This is a genomic window from Flavobacterium succinicans, assembly GCF_001662485.1.
GTDB classification, from domain to species: domain Bacteria; phylum Bacteroidota; class Bacteroidia; order Flavobacteriales; family Flavobacteriaceae; genus Flavobacterium; species Flavobacterium succinicans_A.
In genome coordinates this window covers 31,044-50,801 of the sequence record NZ_JMTM01000074.1, presented here as the reverse complement: position 1 = coordinate 50,801, position 19,758 = coordinate 31,044, and the positions used below count along the sequence as shown (strand labels likewise).

The following is a 19,758-nucleotide window of genomic DNA, read 5'->3' as shown; positions in this document are numbered from 1 at the left end:
TTGATTAAAAAAAAGTAATTTTTTGTGTAAAACACTGTTTAAACTATACTTTCTTTTTTAATCAATACCTCTTTAAAAATAAAATAAGAGCAACCTCTTTTTAAATTTTCTTTCATCGTATTGATTTAAAAACACTTCTGTACTTTAAACTATTTAATAATAAAACGCATATTTTTATTATACGAAAAAGGGTTTAGGTCTTTGGAACTTAATCCAAGACCTAAACCTAGTTCTCAAAACTGAGTTTAACTATTTAAGCTCAACTACAGCTCCAGCTTCTTCTAAAGATTTTTTAAGACCTTCAGCCTCTTCTTTAGAAACACCTTCTTTAACGGTGCTAGGAGCGCTATCTACTACATCTTTAGCTTCTTTCAAACCTAAACCTGTAAGTTCTTTTACTAATTTCACAACAGCCAATTTAGAAGCACCAGCTTCTTTCAATACAACTGTAAATTCTGTTTGAGCTTCTTCAGCAGCACCTTCACCACCACCAGCAGCAACTACTACAGCTGCAGCAGCTGGTTCGATTCCGTACTCATCTTTTAATATTGTTGCTAATTCGTTAACTTCTTTTACAGTTAAATTAACTAATTGCTCTGCGAATTGTTTCAAATCTGCCATTTTTTCTATCGTTTTAAAATGATTTGTAAAAATATAATTTATTTATTGTGCGCTACTTAAGCAACAAGGAATAACCTTGTTTGGTTATTAAGCTTCAGTCTCTTCGCTATTAGCGAATTGATTTTGTAAAGCAGAAATAACTCTTTGTGCTGGTGACTGCAATAATCCAATGATTTCGCCGATAAGCTCTTCTTTAGATTTAATAGTTGCTAATGCATCTAATTGATCGTCTCCAATGTAAATTTCAGAATTGATATAAGCACCTTTTAATACAGGTTTTGCTGATTTTTTTCTAAAATCTTTAATGATTTTTCCAGGTGCATTTGCTACATCTGCAATAAAAATAGCACTATTACCTGTCAATACTGAAGGTAAATCACCATAATCATTATCAGATGCCTCCATAGCTTTTGCAAGCAATGTGTTTTTAACTACCTCTAATTTAATACCTGCTTTAAAACAAGCTCTTCTCAAGTTTGAAGTTGTTTCTGCGTCTAACCCAGAAATATCAGATACGTATACAATGTTTGTACCAGCTAACTGTGCAGTTAAATCTTCAATCGCGATTGATTTTTCTTCTCTAGTCATACTAAAAATTATTAACTACCAATTATACTGCTTTTGGGTCCAAAGCAATAGCTGGACTCATTGTGCTTGTAAGGTGAATTCCTTTTATATAGGTACCTTTAGCAGCAGTTGGTTTAAGTTTGATTAATGTTTGAATAATTTCGTGTGCATTGTCATAAATTTGCTCCGCTCCAAAAGAAACTTTACCAATTCCTGCATGTACAATACCAGTTTTATCAACTTTAAAGTCAATTTTACCAGCTTTTACCTCTGCAACAGCTTTTGCAACATCCATAGTTACAGTTCCTGTTTTAGGGTTTGGCATTAAACCTCTAGGTCCCAAAATACGACCTAACGGACCCAATTTCCCCATTACAGCAGGCATAGTGATGATCACATCAACATCTGTCCAACCATCTTTTATTTTTTGTAAATAGTCGTCTAGTCCTACATAATCCGCTCCAGCTGCAGTAGCTTCTGCTTCTTTATCTGGAGTAACTAATGCTAATACTTTTACATCTTTACCAGTTCCATGAGGTAATGTTACTACACCTCTCACCATTTGATTCGCTTTTCTTGGATCTACACCCAAACGAACTGCGATATCAACAGACTCATCAAATTTTGCAGAAGCAACCTCTTTAATTAATGCAGCAGCATCTTTTAAAGAGTATAATTTGTTCTTTTCAATTTTTGAAGCAGCCTCTTTTTGCTTTTTTGTCAATTTTGCCATGTTTTTCTCTTAATTAAAAAGGAGAATCTCCTGATACAGTTATACCCATAGATCTAGCTGTTCCAGCAACCATACTCATAGCAGACTCGATAGTGAATGCATTTAAGTCTGGCATTTTGTCTTCAGCAATAGCTCTAATTTGTTCCCAAGTAACGCTAGCTACTTTTTTACGATTAGGCTCACCTGAACCAGATTTTAGCTTTGCAGCTTCCATTAACTGAACTGCTGCAGGAGGAGTCTTAACAACAAAATCGAATGATTTGTCTTTATACACAGTAATTTGTACTGGGCATATTTTGCCAGGTTTATCTTGTGTTCTAGCATTAAATTGCTTACAGAACTCCATGATGTTAACCCCAGCAGCTCCTAAAGCAGGTCCAACCGGTGGCGACGGATTCGCAGCACCTCCCTTAACTTGTAGTTTAACTACCTTACTAATTTCTTTAGCCATTTTTTAAAAAATTTAACACGACAATCATTGGAAGCGATTGTGTGATTATTATAGTGTAACAAAATTATACTTTTTCAACTTGCATAAAACTTAATTCTAATGGTGTTTTTCTTCCGAAAATTTTAACCATAACTTCAAGTTTACGCTTTTCTTCATTGATTTTTTCAACAGTCCCATTAAAACCATTAAAAGGTCCATCAATAACCTTAATTGTTTCTCCCACATTAAATGGAATAGAACGAGTATCTGTATTTACTGTTAACTCATCTACTTTTCCTAGCATACGGTTTACTTCAGCCATTCTCAAAGGAACAGGTTCTCCACCTTTTGTTTCACCAAGAAAACCAATAACACTTGTAATAGACTTAATAATATGAGGTATCTCACCAACCAAGTTAGCTTCTATCATTACATATCCAGGAAAATAAACTTTATCTTTTGCAATTTTTTTCCCCTCTTTAACAGTTACTACTTTTTCAGTAGGCACCAATACTTGAGATACATAATCCTCCATCCCTAATCTAGCGATTTCAGTATCGATATATGCTTTTACTTTATTTTCTTGCCCGCTTACCGCACGAACGACATACCACTTTTTTAAATTATTTTCAGTCATCCCAAGAAATTTATGCTTTCAACCAGTTAAAAAATCCTTCTAATGCTTTTGCAAACATTTCATCTACTCCCCATGTCGCCAAAGCGAATAGTACTGAAAAAACAGCAACAACAATTGTTAGACGTTGAACCTCGGCCCAAGCTGGCCAAGTAACATTTGATTTTAATTCTTCAAATGCTTCTGAAATGTAATTAACAACTTTTGCCATATTTATACTCTGTGTTTTATATTGCACGGGCGGAGGGATTCGAACCCCCATCAACGGTTTTGGAGACCGCTATTCTACCCTTGAACTACGCCCGTATTAAAAGCCAGCAACATAAAAGCGTTACTGGCTTTTGAAATATTTATTATAGTCTAAAAACTATAGGATTTCAGTCACCTGACCTGCACCAACAGTTCTACCACCTTCACGGATAGCAAAACGTAAACCTACGTTTAATGCAATTTCGCTCAATAATTTAACTTCAATAGTTAAGTTATCTCCAGGCATTACCATCTCTACACCTGCTGGCAAAGAAATAATTCCAGTTACGTCAGTTGTACGAACGTAGAATTGTGGACGGTAGTTATTGTGGAATGGTGTATGACGTCCACCTTCTTCTTTTTTCAAGATATACACCTCAGCTTTGAAGTGATCGTGAGGCTTAACAGAACCTGGCTTACAGATTACCATTCCTCTTTTGATATCTTCTTTTTGAATACCTCTTAACAAGATACCAACATTATCTCCTGCTTCTCCTCTATCAAGGATTTTACGGAACATCTCAACTCCAGTGATTGTAGAAGTTAATTTCTCAGCTCCCATACCAATGATTTCAACTGGATCTCCTGTATTAGCAACACCAGTTTCGATACGACCTGTAGCTACAGTTCCACGACCAGTAATTGAGAATACATCTTCAACCGGCATCAAGAAAGGTTTTGCAACATCTCTTTCTGGCTCTTCGATCCAAGCATCTACAGCTTCCATCAATTCAAGAATTTTAGGAACCCAAGCAGCATCATTATTCAATCCACCTAAAGCAGAACCCTGAATAACTGGACCGTTATCTCCATCATACTCGTAGAAAGATAATAAGTCTCTGATTTCCATTTCAACTAACTCTAACAACTCAGCATCATCAACCATATCCACTTTGTTCATGAATACAACGATTCTTGGAATACCAACCTGACGCCCTAAAAGGATGTGCTCACGAGTTTGTGGCATTGGTCCATCAGTAGCAGCAACAACAAGAATAGCACCGTCCATTTGAGCAGCACCAGTAACCATGTTCTTAACGTAATCCGCGTGACCTGGACAGTCAACGTGTGCGTAGTGACGGTTAGCAGTTTCATACTCTACGTGAGAAGTATTAATTGTAATACCTCTTTCTTTTTCTTCTGGAGCATTATCAATTTGATCAAATGATTTTGCTTGACAGTAACCTGCATCAGACAATACTTTTGTAATTGCCGCAGTTAATGTAGTTTTTCCGTGATCCACGTGCCCAATTGTACCAATGTTCAAATGGGGCTTGTTACGGGTAAAATTTTCCTTTGCCATTTTACTTAATTTTTAATCTTAGTTATATATTTATTTCAATTTCCTACTTACTTGAGCCAACTACGGGAATTGAACCCGTGACCTCTTCCTTACCAAGGAAGCACTCTACCCCTGAGCTAAGTCGGCAGAATCCTTGATTAAGAAGTTTTGAGCGCAATACTCACTATCTTTAATCTTTATCCTAATTTTGTGGGGAGAGCAGGATTCGAACCTGCGAAGTTTTCACAGCAGATTTACAGTCTGCCCTCGTTGGCCGCTTGAGTATCTCCCCTTTAACCATAACCTTAAGAACGTATTCAAATCAACGCTTGAATTTAAAAAGAGCCGGCGGAGGGACTCGAACCCACGACCTGCTGATTACAAATCAGCTGCTCTAGCCGACTGAGCTACGCTGGCAATTATCAATAAAAAAGTCCGCTATTTCTAACGGACTGCAAATGTATAGATTTTATCTCTTAATCAAAACATTTTTTGAAAAAAAATTGAATTAAATATGAGATCTTATTTTTTCTTTTCTTTTAACCAATAAACGCTCCAAGGATTCAGCCGACAAATCAACAGCTTCTTCAAAAGTTTTGCATTGTTTTTTTACCAAAAAATCATCCCCAGGAACATTAATCTTGACCTCTACAATTTTATTTTCTTTATCGCTAGTCTTTTCAACCTTCATAAAAACATCCGAAGAAACCACTTTGTCATAATACTTTTCCAACTTATCCATTCTAACTTGGACAAAATCTACGAGCTTTCTGTCAACAGCAAAGTTAACTGCATGAACATTTACCTTCATAATCATTATTTTTTTTATGGTTAAACATAAGTTAGGAATTATTTACGGTTTCGAGGATGCGCTTCTTTATATACTTTTTTCAACCCTGCCAAACTATTATTAGTATAGACTTGAGTAGAAGCTAGACTTGAATGCCCTAACAATTCCTTAATTGAATTTAAATCCGCTCCGTTATTAAGCATATGAGTTGCAAAAGTATGCCTTAATATATGAGGACTTTTTTTGACCTTTTCCGAAACAGTACTAAAGTACGAATTAATTGTTCTATAGACAAAAGATTGACTTAATTTTAACCCTTTTGAGCTTAAGAAAAAAAAGTCAAAATCTTCAACAATCTCTAATTTAGACCTTTTATCAACATACAATTCAACCAAACCCACCAAAGAAGACAATAATGGCAAAACTCTTTCTTTGTTTCTTTTCCCAAGTACTTTTACCGTAGCCCCACTAACACTAACATCTTTAAACTTTAAATCAATAAGTTCCGACCTACGCATTCCCGTCGCATAAAACATCTCAACCATCAATTTATTCCTCAGCTCATCAAACTCTAAATACTCATAAAAGGGATCCCCAAGACTATTCATCTCTTTTTCCGAAAACGGAATTTGTATGTTTTTAGGAACTCTTAAAGCACGATGCCTAACTAAAGGATTAACTGAAATTTGTTTGGTTTTTAGCAAAAATTTATAAAATGCTTTTAAGGAAGCTATTTTTCTATTTACCGAAACATTAGACAGTCCCGTATCGACTAAAAAAACCACCCAACTCCTAATTTGAAAATACTCCACTTTCTCCAAAACCACCTCAAAAGAGGCTTCCTGCAAAAATGCTTCAAAAGAGTTCACGTCATCACAATACGCTTTTTGAGTATGCAAAGAATAGTTTTTCTCCAAAACAAGATAATCCCTAAAAGCATTTTTGATAGAAGTCATAAAACAAAAAAAACCGTTAGGATCAAAGTTATAAAACTTTAATCACTAACGGTAATAAATTTTAAAAATAGAAATTAGATGTTCTCTAAACTATCTTTCATATTTTGAATGTAAGCTGCTTTTTGAAACTTCATTCTATTGATAACTGATGGCTTAATAAAAGCAGTACGCGCTCTTAATTGACGAACAGTTCCAGTTTTATCAAATTTTCTTTTATAGCGCTTTAATGCTCTATCGATATTTTCTCCGTCTTTAATTGGTATAATTAACATAATTTTATCACCCCCTTTCGTTAAGTGCGCAAAAGTAGTAAAGTTTTATTAATTAGCAATCAAAAAATGATAATTATTTCACAGCGGGTTTATAATTTTGTTTATCAATGATTATTTTTGACAAAATCTCTTTCAAAATTTCAGATGTACCACCACCTATAGGTCCCAATCTGCTATCTCTAAACAAGCGTGCCAAAGGATATTCTTCCATATACCCATACCCACCTAACATTTGCAAGCAGCTATAAATGGTTTCATCTGCCACTTTTGTAGACTGTAATTTAGCCATGGTTGCCTCTTTCACTACGTATTCTCCTGCATTCAATCGAGAAACTGCAAAGTAATTGAACACTTTACAATGCTCAACATCGGTAGCATGCTCTACTAATTTATGTCTTAAAGCCTGAAACTTATTTATTGTTGTTCCAAATGCCTCACGATGAGACATATAATCAATCGTATAGTCAATCGCAAATTCTGCTCTTGAATGAGCATTAATTGCCATAATCAAACGTTCTAAAGCAAAATGCTGCATGATATAAGCAAAACCTTTGTTTTCTTCCCCCATCAGGTTATCTAATGGCACTTCTACATTGTCAAATGCGATTTCAGCAGTATCTGAAGCCCTCCAGCCCAGTTTATCTAATTTCGTAGCTGAAACCCCCTTTGACGAAGTATCCATAAGAAAAATACTGATTCCTTTGTTACCAATTTCAGGATTAGTTTTTGCAGCAACCACATAGTAATCAGCATAAACACCATTAGTAATAAATGTCTTAGAACCATTAATAATGTATTTGTCCCCACTTTTAATCGCCGTAGTACGCATACCTGCAACATCGCTCCCTCCAAAGGGTTCAGAAATACACAATGCACCTATTTTTTCACCAGCTATACTTGGAGCTAAATACTCTTTCTTTATTCTTTCATCACCCTCAGCATTTAGATGTGTCATTGCTAAATAAGCGTGAGCCCATATAGCAGCTGCAAAACCAGACGATTTGATTTTCTGAAGTTCTTCTAATAAAATCACAGTATAAAATAAATCCAAATTCAGTCCACCATAAGCTTCTGGATAAGCAATACCAAAAAAGCCCATTTCTCCAAATTTTTTCCATATAAAACGGTCGATGGTTCCTGTTTTTTCCCATTTTTCAATATGTGGCACCACTTCTTTCTGCAAAAAATCTTTTAAACTTGCCCTAAACAAATCATGTTCTTCTGAAAAATATGCTGAATTCATAAAATGCATTTTTTATTTTATTTTTAGAACTTCAAATATAACGCAATTATTTTTGCCTTATCAACAGGAAAACCCTTAATTTTTGATAAATCCTCAATATTTTTAAAATCACCATTCATGCTTCTATAAATTAAGATTTGTTTAGCCAATGTATATTTGAAATAAAAAAACTGAGACAATTCTTTTAGAGAAGCATTATTAATGTCTATTAATTCAAGTTGGGGTAATTTTGAAACATAAAATTGAGTATTAATGTTTTCGATTACTTCTGGAGACAACCCCCAAACCTCATTTAACTGTTCCATAGCCACAAAACCTTTTAGACTATTTCTTTGAGCAATTATTCGATTCGCGATGACCTCACCAACACCATAAACTTTAATTAAATCTTCTTTAGTCGCAAAATTAATATCCAACTTAACAACCTTCTTCTTTTCTCTTTTGTTCAAAAAAACATTGGATTTTGTTTCGTTTCTGCTTTTTGCATTTACCCAATCAGGGAATTTAAAAAAAGGAGCTATTTTATTTAAAAGCGTATCCGAAACCCCAGTTACATTCTGAAACTCTTCGGCAGAATTTACATAGCGATTTGTTTTTCGGAATGCATGAAGTCGATCAATTTCTTCTACAGACATTCCTAATTTATACCCTTTATAATCCGTAATAAAATTAGGATTGAACGGATAAAAAGCAAACTTTTTCTTCTTTTCTGTTTTTAATTCATCCATCTTTTTCTGAAGAGAGAGCCAGTCTTTGCCAGCTAATGGGATACTGTTTTTTGCACTATCTTCTATAAACCAATAGAACATTTGTAAGATAATTATGGATCCAAACAAAACCAAAAGCCCTTTTCGTTGACTGTTGGTAAATTTCAAATAAAACGAAAATCTTTTAAACATTATGAAGCAATTATTATTGTAGTTAAAAATATAAAAAAATAGAGCATCTTAACAAGAAAAATACCTGTAATTTAAAACTATACTGTTGTACAACTAATTCATAATCTTAAATATTATCATTTTTTTGTGCCGAAACATGAAAAAAAGCAACCTTAAAAGAGATATTTTTTTTTACTTTTTATAAAAAACAATACATTTGGAACTTAATAACTAAAACAAAAAATTACCATGTCAATTTGGAGAGTTAAACCAATATCAGCTTTTGAAGCGGATATGAAAAAAAGTGATTTAAAAAGAGTACTTACAAGATGGGGATTAACCTCATTAGGTATTGGAGCCATTATAGGCGGTGGAATTTTTACTCTAACTGGAATAGCGGCACATGATTACGCAGGTCCTGCATTGGCTTTATCATTTGTCATAGCTGGTATAGGCTGTTTATTTGCATCCCTTTGCTATGCAGAATTTGCCTCTGTTTTACCAGTTGAAGGATCTGCATATGCATATGCTTACGGAACTATTGGTGAAATTTTTGCTTGGTTTATTGGTTGGAATTTGATTTTAGAATACATGATGGGAGCTACAACTGTAGCAGTAGCATGGAGTGGGTATTTTGTAAAACTATTACATTTATTTGGCATTGAATTTCCTATTTGGCTTTGCAATGACTTACATACAGCAACAGAAAAAATTCTAGAACACAACAAAGCTTTCCCAAATGAAATTATAGACTTACCTTCATTTGCCTTTAATTTGCCCGCATTTATTATTACTTGGGTAGTTACAGCTATTCTAATCAAAGGTATAAAAGAAGCAGCAAGTACAAATAATATTATTGTAATTGTAAAAATTGCCGTAGTACTTTTCGTTATTATATGTGGAGCTTTTTACATTAACACAGACAACTGGCATCCCTTTATCCCAACAGAAGTTCCAGCATTGGATGCTTTAGGAAATGCAACTGGAAAAATGAACTTTGGATTTGGAGGAGTATTAACTGCTGCAACAATCGTTTTCTTTGCATACATTGGTTTTGATGCAGTATCAACTCAAGCTGGAGAAGCAATTAACCCGAAAAAAGATGTGCCATTTGCTATTATTGCATCTTTAATCATTTGTACAATTCTTTACATACTTGTTTCATTAGTACTAACAGGAATGGTTCATTATAGCCAACTAGATAAAGCCGCACCTGTTGCTTCTGCTTTTAGTGAAAATGGGTTAACCTGGGCGGTATTTATTATTACTATTGCAGCGACAGCAGGGTTAACTTCTGTAATGCTTGTTATGATGCTTGGACAAACTCGTATATTTTTAGGTATGTCAAAAGACGGCTTACTTCCTGCGTTTTTTAGCCAATTGCATTCAAATTTTAAAACACCTTATAAAAGTACTTTTTTAGTTGGAACAATTATTTCAATTGTTGCAGCTCTTACGCCAATAGAAAAAGTTAGTGAAATGTGCAGTATGGGAACTTTGTTAGCTTTTGGAATGGTGTGTGTAGCAGTAATGATTTTAAGGTATAAAAAACCTGAGTTAGAAAGACATTATAAAACACCTGCTGTTTATTTAGTAGGAACATTAGGAGTTTCATTTAATTTATTCTTAATGACACAAGTAAGACATGACACATGGATTGCTTTTCTTTGTTGGGGAACTTTAGGAATAATTGTATATTTTGCTTATTCTAAGAAAAGAGCAAAACTGAACCATCTCGAAAAAGAAAATGAATAACACTATTTTAAAATTAAAAAAGAAGCCGTTTCAGTTTTGAAACGGCTTCTTTTTTTATAAATCGAATACGGAAGATCTTTTTGCGCGGACTAAATCTTTCAAACGAATCCAAAAGGCTAAAGTTAAATACACTGCAAACCATAAACCCGCTGTAACAAATGACAAGTAAATAAAGAACAAACGAACATTTGTAACACGCATTCCTAATTTATCGGCTAATCGTGATGAGACATGAAAGCCGTGTTTTTCAAAGAAAAATTTAAGTTTGATTATTGCTGACATTGTTTTGCAATTGAATTAATGAAATGGTTAAACAAAATTACATTTTTATCTTTACTATTTAGAAGAGGATACCAAATGATTGCAAAAAAACCAATTGCCAACTACTAGCCCCGATGGGAGTGGCATCCTTTGCCTTTTTCCTTTAAAAAGGCAAAGATATAACGTACAGCGGGAACAATGAATCCAAGAATTCTGATTGTTTATGCTCCAAAAAAGACTATTGCTTAAGTAATTCTGAACCAATAGCACAATCGAGACATCTACTTTTATTACAATATTCTGATTTTAATTGAAGTAATGTTTGAGCTTCAAAAGCATTTTTGGTGGAAATTCCAATTGATTTAAACTTGTCTAAAATTGCATTCTTTTCTGAATCTAGAGATTGCATCAAAGCGATTAATTCCTCTGTTATTTCTTTTCCCTGATTTTTTGCATACGCAAATTGAATTGGAATTATGGTATTGATTAACAATAAATCAATAAAGGATTTAGTGAGTTTCTTACTCTTTTTAGGGCTGATTTTATCGAATTGATAATGGGTTTGCCAATAATCTGAAGTAGTTACAGCAAAGCGTTCATAAAGTAAGGGTAACGAAAATTCGTTGGTGATTTTGGAAAAAAGATTTTTCTCTTGATGGTATAAATTCGCTAATTGAGACAACCGAATAGTTGGAAAATTATCAGGTCTATGCTTGAAAAATTGAAGTGGCTCTGTATTGACTTTCTCAATAGCATACTTTTGAAGTAAGTAATAGAATCGAAATTGTAAGTCCTTAAAATAGGTATCTTCTTTATCGTAATCTAACAAACCTGCCATTCCGAAAAATAGTGCTTCTAGATTTTGCAAATCCGAGGCTTCTTTTCGAATCACCGAAAAAGGTATGGATTGCGCAATTTTAAAAAAAGAAACCCCATTTGTATTGAGACCGAAATTCTTAGCTAACAAGAGGAATAAAACTGATTCCCAATCATTTTGGGTAACAACTAAATTATCAAAAACATACTGAGATTTTCGTTCTAAACGTTCAAAAAATAAACGTTCTTGCCAATTGGAAACCACAAATGAATTGACTTCTTGGATTTGGTTTTCGCAATAAATCCAAGATTTTTGAGCTATTAAATTCTTATATAAAAGCAAAAGCTCTTTATCAACATAATTTCGAAGCTCCACTACTGGAATTTCGACATTATTAGAACCAAACACATCCGAATCGTGTTCCCAAACTACATGCAAAATAACATTATTATAAGCCGCATCACGTTCATGATTATGCAAATACCAATCGGAAGATTTGACATGGATTTCGATATTGCCTGCCCATTTTTGATCACCAATTATGACTTGAGCATTGAAAAAATCAGGCCCAGCAGATTCTAAATAATACCCTGGATGTAGTATTGAAATAGTTTCTCCTTTGACTGTTTGTAACTCAAGTGATGTTAACTTTTGGTATTGCCAAACATAATGCAAAAAATCTTCTTTCATATTGGTAGACGATTCAAATGAATTGACTACTAATGTATTAAAAAAAACCTAAATGAAAGAAAATTATTTCAATAGATACAATTTAGCACAAGCTCTAGCATCGGATAATGCTTCATGATGATCTAATGCAATATTCATTATTCTGCAACAGTCGCTCAATTTTGCAGGTTTAAATCCTTTGGCTTTATAAATTTTTACGGTGCATTCCCATCGGGAGCCAATATTTAAATCCTCATAATTTAAACCGTGCAAAGCCATCGTTTTGGACAACACATTTCGGTCAAAACTTTCGTTATGAGCTACAACTACTCTATTTTTAAGACGCTTTGCAATCTCTGGAAAAACCTCTACAAACGTTTTAGCATTTGCGGTATCTCTGGGATAAATCCCGTGCACTTGAATGTTGAATGGATTATAAAAATTATTTGGCGGTTGGATTAAAGTAACAAACTCATCTACAATGATTCCCCCCTCGACTGTAACAATCCCAACCGAACAGGGATGATAGGCCGTTGCCGTTTCAAAATCTATTGCAGTGAAGGTGCTCATTTTATTTTATTGATCCGATAATATCGTATTTAGTAATAATATGATGATTTCCATTACCCAAATCAATCAAAACAGCCGCATTTTCACGAGTGAATAATTTTGACACTTCCTCGATAGGAGTGCCCATTGGTACAATTGGAAATGGAGCTCCCATAATTTCTCTCAAAGGACGATCGGCCGTATTTTTATCAGTAATATAACTTTGAAACAACAACGACTCATCTACAGACCCAACAAATCCAGTAACATCAACCACAGGAATTTGAGAGATTTTGTATTTACGCATACGCTCAATTGCGTGAGACACTAGTTCTTCTGTTCTTGCAATAACTAAGGGTTTATCTATATGATCTTTAATTACATCCTCCGCTTTTGTAATTTCATCTTCCAAAAATCCTCTTTCGCGCATCCAATCATCATTGAACATTTTGCCAACGTACCTACTTCCTGAATCATGAAACAATACTACAACAACATCTTCTGGTTTAAAGTGTTCTTTAAGTTGCAATAATCCCTTAATAGCAGCTCCTGCAGAATTCCCAACAAAAATTCCTTCTTCAAGTGCAATTTTTCTTGTATACACTGCCGCATCTTTATCGGTTACTTTTGTAAAACCATCAATTAGAGAAAAGTCAACATTTTTAGGCAAAATGTCTTCTCCAATTCCTTCGGTGATATAAGAGTAGATTTCGTTTTCATCAAAAATACCCGTTTCGTGGTATTTTTTAAAAACGGAACCATAGGTATCAATACCCCATATTTTGATATTTGGATTTTTCTCTTTCAAATATTTTGCAACGCCAGAAATAGTTCCACCGGTTCCAACTCCAACCACAAAATGCGTAATTTTTCCATCGGTTTGTTCCCAAATTTCTGGACCTGTTTGTTCATAATGCGCTACAGCATTCGATGGGTTATCATATTGGTTTACATACCAAGAATTAGGCGTTTCTTCGGCCAAACGTTTAGAAACGGAATAATAAGAACGTGGATCTGTTGGCTCAACATCTGTTGGACATACCACCACTTTGGCACCAACCGCACGAAGAATATCCATCTTCTCTTTGGACTGTTTGTCGGAGATTACACAGATTAGCTTGTAGCCTTTTACAATCGCTACTAAGGCTAATCCCATCCCCGTATTTCCAGATGTCCCTTCAATGATTGTTCCTCCAGGTTGCAAACGACCATCAACTTCGGCATCTTCAATCATTTTTATGGCCATTCTGTCTTTTACAGAATTTCCTGGGTTGAAAGTTTCTACTTTGGCCAAAACCAAAGCATCAACTCCATTAACAATCTTGTTCAATTTCACTAATGGCGTATTACCAATAGTGCCTAATATGTTTTGTGAAAACTTCATTTGTGAAAAAATTAATTAAAGAAATTCCAAACCAAACCAAAACGCACCGTAAAATCTCTATAAGGTGTATTGGGAGCTGAGAAGTAATTATTAGAAGAAAAAAGTGAGTTAAAATGCTCTGCTTTTAAATAGATGCGTGTTCGTTGAATTTTAGCATTAACAAAAAAATCAAACAACGGAAAGTTACCGATTTTCTTGTCGTTTTGCACAAAAAATTCTCCGACAACTGGATTGTAGTCATTAGCAAAGTAAGATGTAAAATAGTTCAACACAATTCCGGTTTGCAAGTACAAGGCTTTATTTTTGAAATAAGAATCTGAAAAATAAAAGGCACTTCTCAGCGTAAAATCAGGTACGTTCAAAATTGCATCAGATTGAGTTACTTTTTGATATAAAAAGGTGTTATCAAAACCAAATTTTCCAAAATTGAATTCCCTACTTGCTTTTATCGATAAATAATTAATTGTTTTATCATACTGATTAGGCGCAACAATCTGTTGTCTCTCTAATTTTTGAGCAGCAGTCGTTATATCTTCAAAAAATAAAAAATCTTTTAAAATGGTGTATTGAGCAGAAAAATTCACCCATTGAGTCGTAGCATTAGCTAAAATGCTATTTGTTTTTTCATTCTTAAAATCGTTCGACCAATTGTAGTTCACAAAACTTGATTGATACAAATTATAGTTATTATTGGCTAATTTATTTTTGTTTAGGTATTCAAAAGAAAACTGATTATCCTCGTCTAAGTCAAAAACCATTTTAGCTTCAAGATTAGACAATGATTGATTTGTAATAGATCGGGAATACAAAAATTTTCCGTTCCATTTCCCTTTTGTGTAATTGTATTGAGCACCAAAACTATTAATCTTTTCACTTATCAAACTAGGAACTACGTCTGAACCTACAATTAAAATTTGGTTGTAATAATAGTTACTTCTAAAATCATCTACAAAAAAATTAAACCTGCCTAGTGTTGTATTCTCATAAACTGCGCCAACTCGATTATACATTTTATTAAAATGCGTTTGGTCGTTGATATTGCTCGAAGAATAAGAATCTCCAAATCTCATAACAGAAGAGTTTCCTACTGTTGATGCTACTGTAGCTTGATTGTATTCAAAGAATTTATTTTCGTAATTGAATTGATGGTTCAGCAATAAATTATTCGCTCCCTTTTTCTTATTGATTCTAAATTCGTGATCTAAAAACAAACGTCTACCTTTCAAAAATGATTTTGCATCGGTTAAAAAAACCTCTAAACGCGCTCGATTATCATAATTTGGATCCTCCCCTTCGAAATCTGAAACGGTTGTAATCCCTCCATTTTCACCATTTAGAATATCTTGATAGGTAAAATGTCCGTTGGCGATATATCTGAAATCCTTAGTATGATAACTGGTAGTGAATCTGAAATTCCCTGAACTTGATAATTGGTTGATATACCTTCCTAAGGATCGCAACCCACGATAAGCAATAGAAAAGTTAAGATTTTCATTCACATTAACAGCGAAGTAAGAATCTAAAGATTGTCCTTGTTGAATAGTAGTTTTAAAATAGAGTTCAGTTACAGGAGTAGCCACAGACGCATATCGAATTTGATTGGCTTCCATAAAACTGAAGTGCTTTGCTTTGAACCCCATCTCTGGAAAAATATCATTTTTGACCAAACCATAGTTAAGCGTATTATAAGTTTGCCCCTCATTCGGAAAAGCCAAAAGACCGAAATTATCTTTTCGCAAGTAGTTGTGCGAATACTCTTTTCTGATTGTCAAGGAGGTATCAATATAAGTGGTATCACGATCCAAAGAAATAATTCTATACAAATCGATTGTGGCGACTTTGGTTTTGGTTGTGTCGGTAGATTTAGAACTTTCTCTTTGAGAGTTTATTTTTTTTGGTGCTTGGGAGAAAGCCATATAGGAAACAAACAAAAAAGGGATATAAAAATATATACGCATCGAAAATATAAAATGTTAGAAATTTGAAATCAAATTTAGTCAGCAAAGATAAATGATATAATCACTTTTTGCACAAACAAAATCATAAAGATTTAAAACATAAAAAAAGGATTAAAAACCATTAGGTTCTTAATCCTTTTCGATATATTCTAAATTTAAGGTTACTCTTTAATAAACTTTGAAGTTACAGTAGTAGCATCACTAACAAAAGTTATTAAATAAACCCCTTTGTTAAGACTACCAATTCTCAATTGATTATTGCTAAATTCATCAGTAGACAAAACCTCCTTACCTAAAACATCATAAACTTTAATAGATTTAAGATTAAATTCTGAAGGCAAAGAAAACGAAACAAAATCTTGTGCTGGATTTGGGAAGATTTGAATAGATTTTTCAACAGCAAAATCATTACTTGACAACGTTAATCCATTAGCTGCATCAGCGATTAATGAGAATTCTTGATCTCCCTTTAGCAAGGTTCCCTTATGACTTACTTTAATCTGATAAACTCCTGGTAGAGCATTTTTGATTAAAATTTTTTCTACATTATCGACAAGATTATCCGAATTATTAGTTGCTGCTTTTGTTGGTTCCAAAGGATCAAGTTTCCAAGGATAAAAAGTTTGTCCATCTCTTACAACAACAATATCCAAATCATTTACTAATTTTGACACTCTATTATCCTCTATTCCAGACTTATTCACTGAACCTGCTGGATCAGTCCAAGATAATGAAACTGACAAATCTTGTACTTTGCTAATTTGAATTTCCTTTTGAAAAACTTCTTTATCAAATAACAGTACTTCTTGAATAACAGAACTAGCATCTTTATTTGAAATTAGTTTAGCTGAATTACCAGCATTCGCTAAGCCCCAGCCAAATTCATAATCTGGACCATCATTAGACCCCGCTTCATCAGCTGTATGGCAAATTAACCCTCTAATAGTAGCGGCCTTCATATACTTTCCATACAACTTATAATGATGTTCTTGAAGCAGAGAAATCAAACCTGTTATAGCAGGAGCTGCCATAGAAGTACCACTATAAGAACCATCATAAGCATCATCAGAACTAGAGACAGTAGAATAAACATTAACTCCTTTAGAAGCTATATCAGGTTTAACTCTCCCGTCATCAGGTGGGCCATAATTACTAAAGCTAGACATAATTACACTACCAGCTCCTTCATACTTAGAAACATGATTGACTGCCGCAACCGTTAAACAATTTTTAGATAAAGCTATACCAGTTAACATATCATAACCTTGCTTTAATGAAACTTGAGGATGAGATGCATTTCTTGAATTACCAGCTGAAACAACAATTTGATAATAAGGCAACAATTCTGAAATCAAATCAAAATCCAAAGAACTTTGATCATAAGATCCAAATCTCCAATTAGGGAAACTAGTTATCGTATAGCCATAAGAATGATTAGAAACAAGATAACCATCAGCCCCAAAGCTTGTCATTTCAACCAAATCTGAATCCCAATAATATGTTTTTGCAGAAGCTTTATAAGCAATACCTCTAGAACGAGGCTCTACTCCTGCACTAATTATTGTTCCTGTAACATGTGTAGCATGATTACTTAAAACATCGTGATTATCTCCTAAAAAAATTCTACTTTCTGAAAACTCTCTATGGGTAGAGCGAACTTTACCTCCATCCCATACACCAACTAAAATTTTACTTCCAGATAAATTCAAACCTAAAATTCCACCATTATACAATTCGTTTGCTCTAATTGTCAATGCAGATTCATCATTATGAACAGTATAAAAAACAGGAAAACCATCATAAATTCTTTGCAACGAAAAATTATCCGATTCTGCAAACTTATTTTTAAATTTAAAATCATTAATTAATTTCTTTTGTAAAAGAAAATTACTTTCAAATTTTTTTTTAAGTTTATTTATCTCAATAAGATCATAAGATGACATTATTACTTTTCTTTCATTCTTAGTCTGCGAAAAACAAAAATTTGTAATTAGTAGTACAACTAAAAAATTTTTCATACCAATAAAAATAAATAGACCTTCTACAAAAGAAAAATGTAGAAGGTCTATAATTACTAAAAATTAATTTTAATTATATCCTGCGTTTTGAATCAAAGGATTAATATTGATTTCAGATTGCGGAATAGGCAAAGTGAATCTATAGTCACTAATAGTAATATTAACAGGATTAGTAGCTGATGAATTAATAGCATCTTGACTACTTCTATCGGTACCTGAAACATTAGCATCAGCTCCTAAACGCTTTAAATCGATATATCGATGTCCTTCAAAAGACAACTCTTTTCTTCTTTCAAGTAAAATATCTGCAAAAGCTGCAGCAGCATTAGCGTATGTAGGAGTTGGCACGGTTCCTCCAGTATAGCTTCTAGCTTGACGTACTTGACGTATTAAATTAGCTGCACCTGCAAGATTATTTGCTCTTACCAAACACTCAGCCTTAATGAAGTAAATTTCAGACAAACGAAATACTTTTAAGTCATTTGAAGTATGCGAACCAGCTTTACCAGGATATTTATCAATAACAATAACTTCATTTGTACGGGTAGCAGTATTGGGCGTAGCTGATATCGTAGCTGATCTATCTACAAAACACCATCTTCTAAAATCCTCAGCTCCGCCACCTAAACTAGTAGCATATAAATCAAATAAACTTCTCCCCATATCATACAATGGCGCTCCTGTTAAATAAGAACCGTTAGTATTATAAACACTACTAAAATTATTTCTATTGTTAGGCCTGTCTATAGCGAACAAAATTTCTCCTTGCTCAGCATCAACCCACATTCTTCTGTATACAGGACTAGAAGCTGCAACCCATTGGTCCATTTGAAAAAGCGCTCTCTGAACTGGATTAGCTGCTCCTGGATCAACATTAATAGTTGTAGAACCCGCTAGACTAGGAATTACCGATGAAGTCGCCGGAAAATTAGGAATAGTTACTGTACTTGTAGACAAAACTCTTCCAGAATTCGCAAGTAAATCATCTGCAAAAGCAGAAGCTTCAGTATATTTTTTTCTATACAAACTCATTCTGGCCTTGAAAGCAGTGATGAAATTTTTAGTCACCAATTTATACGCACCTGCCCCAGTTGGAGCAATTAAATTAGCTTCTGCAAAAGCTAAATCTTCATTAATGAACTTAAACAAATCACCGTTAGTAGCTCTTGGTATGTCTTCATTTGGCGTAGGCACTTTATCTACTAACATAACTCCAAGTGCAGCATCGCTACTCAAATCTGTTGAGAAATATACCATCAATTGAAAATGACAAAAAGCTCTCAACGCTCTGGCTTGAGCAATAATAGAATTGTAACGAGGTAATTCTGAAGCTGATGGTGTATAAAGCTTGGCACCTGCTATTAAACGATTAGTGTAATTTATAGCATTATAATGCGTATTCCACAAAGCCGCAGCAGGACCATTAGTTGTTACTATAAAGAAACGTTGCGTGTCATTTGTAGTCAAAGAATTACCTATAGCAACTTCGTCTGTAAGCAATGAAGCAACCTGAATGTCTGTTTGAGTTGAGACTCTATCATAAGTTTCATTAAGGAAATTCTGCATATTATCAACCGATACAAACAATGCAGCATCGTTCAATTCTCCCTTTTGAATAATTTCTGTTGCATCATTACATGAAAGTAAGACTGCAAAAAGACTAAAAAGTAATATTCGTTTTTTCATTTTTAT

Annotated in this window: 20 protein-coding genes and 4 tRNA genes; 1 reads left to right on the top strand and 23 read right to left on the bottom strand. The window is 33.9% G+C overall.

Annotated features, from left to right (window positions below; all coding sequences use genetic code 11):
- Positions 1-249: 249 nt before the first annotated feature.
- From rplL to FLB_RS13745, 16 genes are all read right to left on the bottom strand, one after another.
- Positions 250-621: a 50S ribosomal protein L7/L12 gene (rplL, locus tag FLB_RS13820; RefSeq protein ID WP_064716539.1), complete on the bottom strand. Its 372-nt coding sequence runs from the start codon at positions 619-621 to the stop codon at positions 250-252.
- Positions 622-708: 87 nt separating this feature from the next.
- The gene (rplJ, locus tag FLB_RS13815) at positions 709-1,209 is read right to left on the bottom strand and encodes a 50S ribosomal protein L10 (protein ID WP_064716538.1); all 501 of its coding nucleotides are present in this window, start codon (positions 1,207-1,209) and stop codon (positions 709-711) included.
- A gap of 22 nt (positions 1,210-1,231) precedes the next feature.
- Positions 1,232-1,921 (bottom strand): 50S ribosomal protein L1, encoded by a 690-nt coding sequence (gene rplA, locus FLB_RS13810; protein WP_064716537.1) that lies wholly within the window; start codon positions 1,919-1,921, stop codon positions 1,232-1,234.
- Between the two features lie 13 nt (positions 1,922-1,934).
- Complete coding sequence (gene rplK, locus FLB_RS13805) at positions 1,935-2,372, bottom strand: 50S ribosomal protein L11 (RefSeq protein WP_064716536.1); 438 nt, start codon at positions 2,370-2,372, stop codon at positions 1,935-1,937.
- A gap of 64 nt (positions 2,373-2,436) precedes the next feature.
- Positions 2,437-2,988: a transcription termination/antitermination protein NusG gene (gene nusG / locus FLB_RS13800; protein ID WP_064716535.1), complete on the bottom strand. Its 552-nt coding sequence runs from the start codon at positions 2,986-2,988 to the stop codon at positions 2,437-2,439.
- A 10-nt stretch (positions 2,989-2,998) separates the two neighbouring features.
- The gene (secE, locus tag FLB_RS13795; protein ID WP_024982058.1) at positions 2,999-3,196 is read right to left on the bottom strand and encodes a preprotein translocase subunit SecE; all 198 of its coding nucleotides are present in this window, start codon (positions 3,194-3,196) and stop codon (positions 2,999-3,001) included.
- A 24-nt stretch (positions 3,197-3,220) separates the two neighbouring features.
- Positions 3,221-3,291 (bottom strand) — tRNA-Trp (locus tag FLB_RS13790).
- A 61-nt stretch (positions 3,292-3,352) separates the two neighbouring features.
- Positions 3,353-4,537 (bottom strand): elongation factor Tu, encoded by a 1,185-nt coding sequence (tuf, locus tag FLB_RS13785; RefSeq protein ID WP_064716534.1) that lies wholly within the window; start codon positions 4,535-4,537, stop codon positions 3,353-3,355.
- Between the two features lie 54 nt (positions 4,538-4,591).
- Positions 4,592-4,663 (bottom strand) — tRNA-Thr (locus FLB_RS13780).
- A gap of 64 nt (positions 4,664-4,727) precedes the next feature.
- Positions 4,728-4,808, bottom strand: a tRNA-Tyr gene (locus FLB_RS13775).
- Positions 4,809-4,859: 51 nt separating this feature from the next.
- Positions 4,860-4,933: transfer RNA gene (locus FLB_RS13770), tRNA-Thr, on the bottom strand.
- A gap of 91 nt (positions 4,934-5,024) precedes the next feature.
- On the bottom strand, positions 5,025-5,327 hold the full coding sequence (gene hpf, locus FLB_RS13765) for a ribosome hibernation-promoting factor, HPF/YfiA family (protein ID WP_064716533.1): 303 nt from the start codon (positions 5,325-5,327) through the stop codon (positions 5,025-5,027).
- A 38-nt stretch (positions 5,328-5,365) separates the two neighbouring features.
- On the bottom strand, positions 5,366-6,262 hold the full coding sequence (locus tag FLB_RS13760; RefSeq protein ID WP_064716532.1) for a tyrosine-type recombinase/integrase: 897 nt from the start codon (positions 6,260-6,262) through the stop codon (positions 5,366-5,368).
- Positions 6,263-6,336: 74 nt separating this feature from the next.
- Positions 6,337-6,534 carry a 30S ribosomal protein S21 gene (gene rpsU, locus FLB_RS13755; protein WP_064716531.1) on the bottom strand — a complete coding sequence of 66 codons (198 nt, stop codon included), beginning with the start codon at positions 6,532-6,534 and terminating at the stop codon, positions 6,337-6,339.
- 73 nt (positions 6,535-6,607) lie between these two features.
- Entirely contained in the window at positions 6,608-7,777 is a 1,170-nt protein-coding gene (locus FLB_RS13750; RefSeq protein WP_064716530.1) for an acyl-CoA dehydrogenase family protein, read from the bottom strand.
- Positions 7,778-7,800: 23 nt separating this feature from the next.
- On the bottom strand, positions 7,801-8,652 hold the full coding sequence (locus FLB_RS13745) for a ComEA family DNA-binding protein (RefSeq protein ID WP_231891087.1): 852 nt from the start codon (positions 8,650-8,652) through the stop codon (positions 7,801-7,803).
- A gap of 252 nt (positions 8,653-8,904) precedes the next feature.
- On the opposite strand from FLB_RS13745, the gene FLB_RS13740 reads away from it, so the two are divergent.
- Complete coding sequence (locus FLB_RS13740; RefSeq protein ID WP_064716528.1) at positions 8,905-10,410, top strand: APC family permease; 1,506 nt, start codon at positions 8,905-8,907, stop codon at positions 10,408-10,410.
- Between the two features lie 54 nt (positions 10,411-10,464).
- Here FLB_RS13740 and FLB_RS13735 read toward each other — a convergent pair whose 3' ends face one another.
- The 7 genes from FLB_RS13735 to FLB_RS13705 all read right to left on the bottom strand — a co-directional run bounded on the left by FLB_RS13735 (position 10,465) and on the right by FLB_RS13705 (position 19,752).
- Positions 10,465-10,692: a hypothetical protein gene (locus FLB_RS13735; protein WP_064716527.1), complete on the bottom strand. Its 228-nt coding sequence runs from the start codon at positions 10,690-10,692 to the stop codon at positions 10,465-10,467.
- Positions 10,693-10,909: 217 nt separating this feature from the next.
- Positions 10,910-12,178 carry a DUF2851 family protein gene (locus FLB_RS13730; RefSeq protein WP_064716526.1) on the bottom strand — a complete coding sequence of 423 codons (1,269 nt, stop codon included), beginning with the start codon at positions 12,176-12,178 and terminating at the stop codon, positions 10,910-10,912.
- A gap of 63 nt (positions 12,179-12,241) precedes the next feature.
- Positions 12,242-12,727: a 3'-5' exonuclease gene (locus FLB_RS13725; protein ID WP_064716525.1), complete on the bottom strand. Its 486-nt coding sequence runs from the start codon at positions 12,725-12,727 to the stop codon at positions 12,242-12,244.
- Between the two features lies 1 nt (position 12,728).
- Entirely contained in the window at positions 12,729-14,090 is a 1,362-nt protein-coding gene (locus FLB_RS13720) for a pyridoxal-phosphate dependent enzyme (protein ID WP_064716524.1), read from the bottom strand.
- 11 nt (positions 14,091-14,101) lie between these two features.
- Positions 14,102-16,048 carry a putative porin gene (locus FLB_RS13715; RefSeq protein ID WP_064716523.1) on the bottom strand — a complete coding sequence of 649 codons (1,947 nt, stop codon included), beginning with the start codon at positions 16,046-16,048 and terminating at the stop codon, positions 14,102-14,104.
- 161 nt (positions 16,049-16,209) lie between these two features.
- The gene (locus FLB_RS13710; RefSeq protein WP_064716522.1) at positions 16,210-18,066 is read right to left on the bottom strand and encodes a S8 family serine peptidase; all 1,857 of its coding nucleotides are present in this window, start codon (positions 18,064-18,066) and stop codon (positions 16,210-16,212) included.
- A gap of 69 nt (positions 18,067-18,135) precedes the next feature.
- Entirely contained in the window at positions 18,136-19,752 is a 1,617-nt protein-coding gene (locus tag FLB_RS13705; RefSeq protein WP_064716521.1) for a RagB/SusD family nutrient uptake outer membrane protein, read from the bottom strand.
- Positions 19,753-19,758: the final 6 nt, after the last annotated feature.

Excerpts from the sequence above, each read along its gene's own strand:
- rplL (WP_064716539.1), bottom strand. The coding sequence starts at position 621 with ATGGCAGATTTGAAACAATTCGCAGAGCAATTAGTTAATTTAACTGTA.
- rplJ (WP_064716538.1), bottom strand. The coding sequence starts at position 1,209 with ATGACTAGAGAAGAAAAATCAATCGCGATTGAAGATTTAACTGCACAG.
- rplA (WP_064716537.1), bottom strand. The coding sequence starts at position 1,921 with ATGGCAAAATTGACAAAAAAGCAAAAAGAGGCTGCTTCAAAAATTGAA.
- rplK (WP_064716536.1), bottom strand. The coding sequence starts at position 2,372 with ATGGCTAAAGAAATTAGTAAGGTAGTTAAACTACAAGTTAAGGGAGGT.
- nusG (WP_064716535.1), bottom strand. The coding sequence starts at position 2,988 with ATGACTGAAAATAATTTAAAAAAGTGGTATGTCGTTCGTGCGGTAAGC.
- secE (WP_024982058.1), bottom strand. The coding sequence starts at position 3,196 with ATGGCAAAAGTTGTTAATTACATTTCAGAAGCATTTGAAGAATTAAAA.
- tuf (WP_064716534.1), bottom strand. The coding sequence starts at position 4,537 with ATGGCAAAGGAAAATTTTACCCGTAACAAGCCCCATTTGAACATTGGT.
- hpf (WP_064716533.1), bottom strand. The coding sequence starts at position 5,327 with ATGAAGGTAAATGTTCATGCAGTTAACTTTGCTGTTGACAGAAAGCTC.
- FLB_RS13760 (WP_064716532.1), bottom strand. The coding sequence starts at position 6,262 with ATGACTTCTATCAAAAATGCTTTTAGGGATTATCTTGTTTTGGAGAAA.
- rpsU (WP_064716531.1), bottom strand. The coding sequence starts at position 6,534 with ATGTTAATTATACCAATTAAAGACGGAGAAAATATCGATAGAGCATTA.
- FLB_RS13750 (WP_064716530.1), bottom strand. The coding sequence starts at position 7,777 with ATGAATTCAGCATATTTTTCAGAAGAACATGATTTGTTTAGGGCAAGT.
- FLB_RS13740 (WP_064716528.1), top strand. The coding sequence starts at position 8,905 with ATGTCAATTTGGAGAGTTAAACCAATATCAGCTTTTGAAGCGGATATG.
- FLB_RS13735 (WP_064716527.1), bottom strand. The coding sequence starts at position 10,692 with ATGTCAGCAATAATCAAACTTAAATTTTTCTTTGAAAAACACGGCTTT.
- FLB_RS13730 (WP_064716526.1), bottom strand. The coding sequence starts at position 12,178 with ATGAAAGAAGATTTTTTGCATTATGTTTGGCAATACCAAAAGTTAACA.
- FLB_RS13725 (WP_064716525.1), bottom strand. The coding sequence starts at position 12,727 with ATGAGCACCTTCACTGCAATAGATTTTGAAACGGCAACGGCCTATCAT.
- FLB_RS13720 (WP_064716524.1), bottom strand. The coding sequence starts at position 14,090 with ATGAAGTTTTCACAAAACATATTAGGCACTATTGGTAATACGCCATTA.
- FLB_RS13715 (WP_064716523.1), bottom strand. The coding sequence starts at position 16,048 with ATGCGTATATATTTTTATATCCCTTTTTTGTTTGTTTCCTATATGGCT.
- FLB_RS13710 (WP_064716522.1), bottom strand. The coding sequence starts at position 18,066 with ATGAAAAATTTTTTAGTTGTACTACTAATTACAAATTTTTGTTTTTCG.
- FLB_RS13705 (WP_064716521.1), bottom strand. The coding sequence starts at position 19,752 with ATGAAAAAACGAATATTACTTTTTAGTCTTTTTGCAGTCTTACTTTCA.